Source organism: Mesorhizobium sp. M7A.F.Ca.US.011.01.1.1 (genome assembly GCF_003998295.1).
Taxonomy (GTDB): Bacteria; Pseudomonadota; Alphaproteobacteria; order Rhizobiales; family Rhizobiaceae; genus Mesorhizobium.
Genome location: NZ_RZRT01000113.1, coordinates 1 through 7,847, shown reverse-complemented (window position 1 = coordinate 7,847; position 7,847 = coordinate 1). Strand labels below are relative to the sequence as shown.

Below are 7,847 nucleotides of genomic sequence, written 5' to 3'. Positions count from 1 at the left end.
GGGGGAGGGAGACTTGGTAGGCGCTGATTCCGCAAATCCCCGAGGTTTCGACGCCAAAAGGATGGCGCGCGGCAGCGTTCCCTCCCGCTTGTGGGGAGGGTTAGGGTGGGGTCCTCTTCGTAAAAACCCATATGCAATCGCCCCGCCGTAAACGGGGTGAAGGACGCTAATCCACCCACATGCCCGTCCGCTTGTGCCAGTCGGCGATCGATTCCTCGGGATAGACGTCGAAGACCTTGTCATGCTTGCCAACCTCCGGCTCCACCCAGTTCGCCTTGTATTTCAGCATCAGGTGCACCTTGCTTGACGGAATGGGTAAATCGCTGTCGATCGCCGAGGCGAAGGGATGCACCAGTTCCGGCCAGGTCGGATCGTAGAGCCAAAGGGCCGCCCCGCATTTCTTGCAGAAATTGCGCTCGCCGGTCGAGATTTCGCAATGCGGATGCTCGTCGTCCTCGATCTCCGCCCGAAAGACGCCGAGGCTGCGCTTGCCCCTGATGTTCAGTGTTTCGTTGTCCGCACCGAGATTGATGGCAAACCCGCCGCCGCCCTGCTGCTTGCGGCAGATCGAGCAGTAGCACAGCATGAATGGCGCCGGCGTGTGGCTCTCCACCTCGAAACGCACGGCATTGCAGCGGCAGGACCCTTTGAGCAGGACGGGCATGGCGGGAAACTCCGATCGACCTCACACAACCTGTCAGCATGATTTTGGTTGCGGCGATGACAAGGCCAAACGCCGGTGACATGATCGCGGCATGGACAATGAACGCATCGCCGAACTGTTCGAGGGCCTCGGCCCTGTCAGCATCCGAAAACTGTTCGGCGGCAAGGGCATCTATTTCGACGGTGTCATCGTCGCCATCGTGCTGCGCGGTGAGTTGATGCTGAAGGGCGACGAGCAAAGCGCGCCCGAGTTCGAGGCCGCCGGCTGCACGCAATGGACCTATACCGGTTCGCGCCACGGCAAGCTGGTCGCCATGCCCTACTGGAGCGTTCCAGACAGCGCTTTCGATGATCCCGACGAGATGACGATCTGGGCACGGCGGGCGTATGAGGCGGGACGAAGGGCGGGGAAGTGACGCGCAATATTTGGGAACGTCGGCGGGCCAGCACCCCCCTCTGGCCTGCCGGCCATCTCCCCCGCAAGGAGGGAGATGGGCAGTTTCAGCGTCTGCCTGCTTTTTTCAATGTTGAAGATTGGCGGAGGGTTTGATGACATCCGATCTCCCCCCTTGCGGGGGAGATGGCCGGCAGGACAGAGGGGGGTGCTGTCCCGCCGACGTTGGCCTACAGCGCCTTCGCAATCCTCGCCGCCAGCCTGGCATTGTTTTCCACCAGCGCGATGTTGGTCTTCAGGCTCCTGCCGCCGGTCAGTTCGAGGATTTTCGACAGCAGGAAGGGTGTCACCGCCTTGCCGGCCACGTTGAGCGCTTCTGCGGCCTTTTGCGCGGCGTCGATATAGCCCGCCATCTCCTCAGCCGGGATTTCATGGTTTTCCGGCACCGGATTGGCAATCAGCATGCCGCCGGCGAGCCCCAGCGCTGCCCTCGTCTGGTAGAAATGCGCGATCTCTTCCGGCTCGTGCAAGGTCAGCGGCGCGCGGAATGGCGAATGCCTGGACCAGAAGGCCGGCATCGTCTCGCAGCCAAGGCCGATCACCGGCACGCCGCGCGTCTCCAGCACCTCCAGCGTCTTTTCGATGTCGAGGATGGCCTTGGCGCCGGCCGAGACGACGATGACCGGGGTGCGCGCCAGCTCGTCGAGATCGGCGGAAATGTCGAAGCTCTTTTCGGCACCCTTGTGCACACCGCCAATGCCGCCGGTGGCGAACACTTTTATGCCGACCATATGCGCCGCGATCATGGTGGCGGCGACCGTGGTGCCGCCGGTGCGCCCTTGCGCCACCGCAAAACCGAGATCGGCGCGCGACAGTTTCATGGCGTCGCCCGTCATCGCCAGCGATTCGCGCTCGCCGTCCGAAAGCCCGATCTTTATGCGGCCGCCAACCACGGCGATCGTCGCCGGCACGGCGCCGCCGTCGGTGATGATCTTTTCGACATCGGCCGCCATGGCGCCATTGTCGGGGTAGGGCATGCCATGGGTGATGATGGTGCTTTCCAGCGCCACCACCGGCCGCCCGGCAGCCAGGGCCTGCGCCACCGGCGCGTGGATATCGATGAAGGGGCCGGCGGTCTCAGGGGTCATCAGGGTCTCCAATCCGGAATGCCGCGCGTCCGTCGGGACATCAGGCAACATCGCGGCACTATGAATTTGCCGGTCTCATGCCACTTCCCTGGCATCCGGCACAAGAGCCAACGCTTCCGCGAAGCTCGCCGCGGTGAACTCCGGAACGGCGTTGGCGCTTTCGATGGCAAGCGTCGCCCCGGCAATGCCTTCGCGCAGTGCTGACCGCAGGGGCAGTCCGCGCAGCAAAGCAGCGACCGTTGCGCCCGCCAGGGCATCGCCGGCCCCGGTGACGTCAGCGACCTTTCTTGGCGGCGGCGGCAGGATCGAGAAGGCGCTGGCTTCATCGAAGCCCAGCATGGGCTCGCTGCCCGCCGTCACCACGCCGCTGACGAGGCCGCTGCATCGCAACCCGTCGACGACCTCGCGCTCCGTGGCAGTCGCGGCGACGCCGGCCAGCACCATGGCCTCGCGCCGGTTCATGAAGACCAGCGAGAGCTCCTTCAGCACCGGTATCAGCCGCGTTACCTTGGCAGGCGAAATGGCAATGGCGAAAACCGGCTTGCCCGCGGCGAGCGCGACCAGCCGTTCCAGCGCCGAAGAGGGCAGGTTGGCGTCGCACAGGATCGCGTCGGCGGCAGCGATCACCTCCCGCACCTTGGAGCGCCTGATCTGCTTGGGAAACGCCAGGTCATAGAGCGCCATGTCGGCAAAGCCGACGATCAGCTCGCCCTCACTGTCGATCAGCGCCGTGTAGCTCGGCGTCGTGCGGTCGAGGAAGACCGCTGACAGGTCGGCAATGCCTGCCTCGGCAATGGCTCGCGAAACGGTGTCGGCAGCGGCATCGCCGCCGCGAACCGATATGAGCGACGCGGAGACGCCGCGCCGCACCGCACTGCGCAAAGCGTTGAAGACGCCGCCGCCGACATCCTCGCGCATCGTGCCGGGATTGGAGGCAGCCGGCACGTAAGCGCCGGACACCTGGCCGCGCCGGTCGATATGGGCGCCGCCTACGGCCAGTATTTTCGCGGATTTCAGCATGCCGGCGATATGACCTTTGTTATTCCAGCCGCACAAGCGCTAGGCTATGCGACGGAGCTTCGCATGCAAGGCGGCGATTCGGCAGATCGAAACAACCGAGCCGTCTGGCCCAACGTGTGGTGCATCCCTGATCGAATCCTTGGACAAAAAAAGAACAAATCCGGATATTGTTTGTTTTTCAGATATTTGACCCCTCTTGCCAAATGAGAACAAAAAAGGTACAAATAGGCAGGGATTACGGATTGTCCGGCCTTCATTGACGACCAAGGGGTGATGTATCATGGCTCAAAATTCTTTGCGGCTGGTAGAGGACAAGGCAGTGGACAAATCAAAGGCTCTGGATGCGGCGCTGTCGCAGATCGAGCGGGCTTTCGGCAAGGGCTCGATCATGCGGCTCGGCGCCAACGATCAGGTCGTCGAGATCGAAACGGTGCCGACCGGCTCGCTTGGCCTCGACATCGCGCTTGGCGTCGGTGGCCTGCCGCGCGGCCGCATCATCGAGATCTACGGGCCGGAAAGCTCGGGCAAGACGACGTTGGCGCTGCACACCGTGGCCGAAGCCCAGAAGAAGGGCGGCATCTGCGCCTTCGTCGATGCCGAGCACGCGCTTGACCCGGTCTATGCCCGCAAGCTCGGCGTCGATCTCGAAAACCTTCTGATCTCGCAGCCCGACACCGGGGAGCAGGCGCTGGAAATCTGCGACACGCTGGTGCGCTCCGGCGCCATCGACGTGCTGGTGGTCGATTCGGTCGCGGCGCTGACGCCACGCGCCGAAATCGAAGGCGAGATGGGCGATTCGCTACCCGGCCTGCAGGCCCGCTTGATGAGCCAGGCGCTGCGCAAGCTGACCGCTTCGATTTCGCGCTCCAACACCATGGTCATCTTCATCAACCAGATCCGCATGAAGATCGGCGTCATGTTCGGTTCGCCCGAGACCACGACGGGCGGCAACGCGCTGAAATTCTACGCTTCGGTGCGTCTTGACATCCGCCGCATCGGCTCGATCAAGGACCGCGACGAGGTTGTCGGCAACCAGACCCGCGTCAAGGTGGTCAAGAACAAGCTGGCGCCGCCCTTCAAGGTGGTCGAATTCGACATCATGTTTGGTGAAGGCGTGTCCAAGACCGGCGAACTGGTCGATCTCGGGGTCAAGGCCGGTATTGTCGAGAAGTCTGGCGCCTGGTTTTCCTATAACTCGCAGCGTCTCGGCCAGGGCCGCGAAAATGCCAAGCTGTTCCTGCGTGACAATCCCGACACGGCACGCGAGATCGAGTTGTCGATCAGGCAGAATGCTGGGCTGATCGCCGAGAAATTCCTCGAGAATGGCGGCCCTGAGCGCGGCGAAGACGACGGTTTCGAGGAAGAATCCGGCGCCATGTAACAGCTTCGTGCGCGATGCCGGCCGGAGTTCGGCCATAATCGCGTTCTATTATCTCAGGCTTATGTAATTGAGTTCCGCGTTATTGCGTTTCGAAACCGCCGGCCCAGTGCCGGCGGTTTTGCGTTTTGGCGGCGAAAACAGGCCGGTTCGAATGGCCGGCAAAGGCCGTGGATTGGACCAATTCCGTGTTTCTGGACAGGGTGAGGCGCGGCGGCTAAAAGGCCAAGTCCTAATCTTCTAAAAACGCAGAGCCCATTTCCGCCGGTTTGCCGGCGGCTCTTCCGAAAAGGCAGCATTCATGAGTGGCGTGAACGAGATCCGGTCGACATTTCTCGACTACTTCCGCAAGGAGGGTCACGAGATCGTCGCGTCGAGCCCGCTGGTGCCGCGCAACGATCCGACACTGATGTTCACCAACGCCGGCATGGTGCAGTTCAAGAATGTCTTCACCGGTTTGGAGAAGCGGCCCTATTCGCGCGCGTCGACCGCCCAGAAGAGCGTGCGCGCCGGCGGCAAGCACAACGATCTCGACAATGTCGGCTACACGGCACGCCATCTGACCTTCTTCGAGATGCTCGGCAATTTCTCCTTCGGCGACTATTTCAAGGAGCGCGCCATCGAGCTTGCCTGGAACCTGATCACCAGGGAGTTCGGGCTGAACAAGGACAAGCTGCTGGTCACCGTCTATCACACGGACGACGAGGCGGCCGGTTTCTGGAAGAAGATCGCCGGGTTTTCCGACGACCGCATCATTCGCATCGCGACATCGGACAATTTCTGGGCGATGGGCGATACCGGCCCGTGCGGTCCGTGTTCGGAGATCTTCATCGACCGCGGCGAGCACATCTGGGGCGGCCCTCCCGGCAGCCCGGAGGAAGATGGCGACCGTTTCCTGGAATTCTGGAACCTGGTCTTCATGCAGTATGAACAGGTGACGAAAGAAGAGCGCATCGACCTGCCGCGCCCCTCGATCGACACCGGCATGGGCCTGGAGCGCATGGCGTCCATCCTGCAAGGGGTGGAAAGCGTCTTCGAGACCGATCTGTTCCGTCATCTGATCGACGCCGCATCGTCGGCGATCGGGCATGGGCCCGACAAGGAGACAGTCGCCTCCTACCGGGTCATTGCCGATCATCTGCGCTCGTCCTCGTTCCTGGTCGCCGATGGCGTGCTGCCGTCGAACGAAGGCCGGGGCTATGTCCTGCGCCGCATCATGCGCCGCGCCATGCGTCATGCGCAGTTGCTCGGTGCCAACGAACCGCTGATGTGGAAGCTGGTGCCGGCGCTGGTGCGCGAAATGGGTCAGGCCTATCCGGAACTGCTGCGCGGCGAACAGTTGATCACCGAGACGCTGAAGCTCGAGGAGACCAGGTTTCGCAAGACGCTGGTGCGCGGCCTCGGCCTGCTTTCGGAGGCGACCGAAACTCTTCATGCCGGCGACATGCTGGATGGCGAGACGGCCTTCAAGCTCTACGACACCTATGGCTTCCCACTCGATCTGACGCAGGACGCGCTGCGCCAGCGCAGCATCTCTGTCGATCTTGCCGGCTTCACCAATGCGATGGAGCAGCAGAAGGCCGAGGCGCGCAAGCACTGGGCCGGCTCCGGCGACGCGGCCACCGAGACCATCTGGTTCTCCGTGCGCGAGAAGGCCGGCGCCACCGAGTTCCTCGGATATGAGACTGAAGCTGCCGAAGGCATCATCCAGGCGCTGGTCAGGGACGGCAAGACCGTCGACAGCGCCGGCAAGGGCGACGCGGTGGCGATCGTCGTCAACCAGACGCCGTTCTATGCCGAGTCCGGCGGCCAGATGGGCGACACCGGTGTCATCTCCGGCGAGGGGTTCTCGATCGAGGTTTCGGATACGCAGAAGAAGGCCGACGGGCTGTTCGTGCATGTCGGCAAGGTTGCCAGCGGCACGGTTAAGACCGGTGCCGCCGTCGAGCTGAAGGTCGACCATGCAAGACGCTCGAGGCTGCGCGCCAACCATTCCGCGACGCATCTGATCCACGAGGCTCTGCGCGAGGTGCTGGGCAGCCATGTCGCGCAGAAGGGCTCGCTGGTGGCGCCCGAGCGCCTGCGCTTCGACATCTCGCACAACAAACCCATTTCATCAGAGGACCTCGAAGAGGTCGAGCGCATGGCCAACGAGATCGTCGTGCAGAACGGCCCGGTGTCCACGCGCCTGATGTCGGTCGACGATGCCATTGCCGAAGGCGCCATGGCGCTGTTTGGCGAGAAGTATGGTGACGAAGTGCGCGTCGTGTCCATGGGCACCGGGGTGCACGGCGCCAAGGCCAACCGGCCCTATTCGGTCGAACTCTGCGGCGGCACGCATGTCAGGGCGACCGGCGACATCGGCTTGGTGCGTGTCGTATCGGACAGCGCGGTCGCGGCCGGCGTGCGCCGCATCGAGGCGCTGACCGGCGAAGCCGCGCGCAAACATCTCGACGAGCAGGACCGGCGTTTGAAGGCGACGGCGGCCGTGCTCAAGATTTCGCCGGCCGATGTGCCGGCGCGCGTCGAGACGCTGCTCGAAGAGCGCAAGAAGCTCGAGAAGGAATTGACCGAGGCGCGCAAGAAGCTGGCGCTGGGTGGGGGATCGTCAGCCGATGCTCCAGCCGCCAATGAGACGGTCGCCGGTGTCGGCTTCCTCGGCAAGACGGTCTCCGGTGTCTCGCCGAAGGATTTGAAGCCGCTGGCCGATGCCGGCAAGAGCTCGCTCGGCTCCGGCGTCGTCGTCTTCGTCGGCGCCGGCGAAGACAACAAGGCAAGCGTCGTGGTGGCCGTCACCGACGACCTCATCGGCCGCTTCAGCGCCGTCGACCTTGTCCGCGTGGCCTCCGCCGCATTGGGCGGGCAGGGCGGCGGCGGGCGGCCCGACATGGCCCAGGCCGGTGGCCCCGACGCTTCCAAGGCCGATGATGCGATTGCAGCGGTGAGGGCGGCACTCGAAGCGGCGTAGGCAAGTGGGTTGAATTTAAAGCAACGGTTGGAGGGCCAGTGCCCCCCTCTGTCCTGCCGGACATCTCCCCACTTGGGGGGAGATCGGACGTCGCGTCGGCTTTCGCCAATCTCCCACGTGGAAATAAAACCGCGCCGGAATAGGCGCCTTAGAGCGTTTCATATTTTGACGGAAGCGTAGCCTGCGTTTTCGAAGTAGTTCTTGCATTCGGCTGCCTCGATGGTTTCGACGAGGTGGCCGATGTGGCGCCACGTGTCCTCGACGGTGCGTTTCTGA

At 63.3% G+C, this 7,847-nt stretch carries 6 protein-coding genes and 1 pseudogene; 3 read left to right on the top strand and 4 right to left on the bottom strand.

The window, feature by feature from the left end; translation table 11 throughout:
- Positions 1 to 166: 166 nt before the first annotated feature.
- Positions 167 to 664, bottom strand: coding sequence for a GFA family protein (locus EOA13_RS36075; RefSeq protein ID WP_127297910.1), 498 nt, complete (start codon positions 662 to 664; stop codon positions 167 to 169).
- 91 nt (positions 665 to 755) lie between these two features.
- Between EOA13_RS36075 and EOA13_RS36070 the strand changes: the two genes are divergently transcribed.
- Complete coding sequence (locus EOA13_RS36070; RefSeq protein WP_127297909.1) at positions 756 to 1,079, top strand: TfoX/Sxy family protein; 324 nt, start codon at positions 756 to 758, stop codon at positions 1,077 to 1,079.
- A 208-nt stretch (positions 1,080 to 1,287) separates the two neighbouring features.
- Here the strand turns inward: EOA13_RS36070 and EOA13_RS36060 are convergent, their stop codons facing one another.
- Complete coding sequence (locus EOA13_RS36060; protein WP_127297908.1) at positions 1,288 to 2,205, bottom strand: pseudouridine-5'-phosphate glycosidase; 918 nt, start codon at positions 2,203 to 2,205, stop codon at positions 1,288 to 1,290.
- 75 nt (positions 2,206 to 2,280) lie between these two features.
- Complete coding sequence (locus EOA13_RS36055) at positions 2,281 to 3,225, bottom strand: carbohydrate kinase family protein (RefSeq protein WP_127297907.1); 945 nt, start codon at positions 3,223 to 3,225, stop codon at positions 2,281 to 2,283.
- 280 nt (positions 3,226 to 3,505) lie between these two features.
- Here EOA13_RS36055 and recA point away from each other — a divergent pair, with 280 nt between their 5' ends.
- Together recA and alaS are read left to right on the top strand one after the other, a co-directional pair.
- The gene (gene recA, locus EOA13_RS36050; protein WP_023810321.1) at positions 3,506 to 4,606 is read left to right on the top strand and encodes a recombinase RecA; all 1,101 of its coding nucleotides are present in this window, start codon (positions 3,506 to 3,508) and stop codon (positions 4,604 to 4,606) included.
- Between the two features lie 298 nt (positions 4,607 to 4,904).
- Positions 4,905 to 7,571 carry an alanine--tRNA ligase gene (gene alaS / locus EOA13_RS36045; RefSeq protein ID WP_127297906.1) on the top strand — a complete coding sequence of 889 codons (2,667 nt, stop codon included), beginning with the start codon at positions 4,905 to 4,907 and terminating at the stop codon, positions 7,569 to 7,571.
- Positions 7,572 to 7,729: 158 nt separating this feature from the next.
- Here alaS and EOA13_RS38450 read toward each other — a convergent pair.
- Positions 7,730 to 7,847, bottom strand: a pseudogene (locus EOA13_RS38450) (IS630 family transposase); the annotation flags it as partial.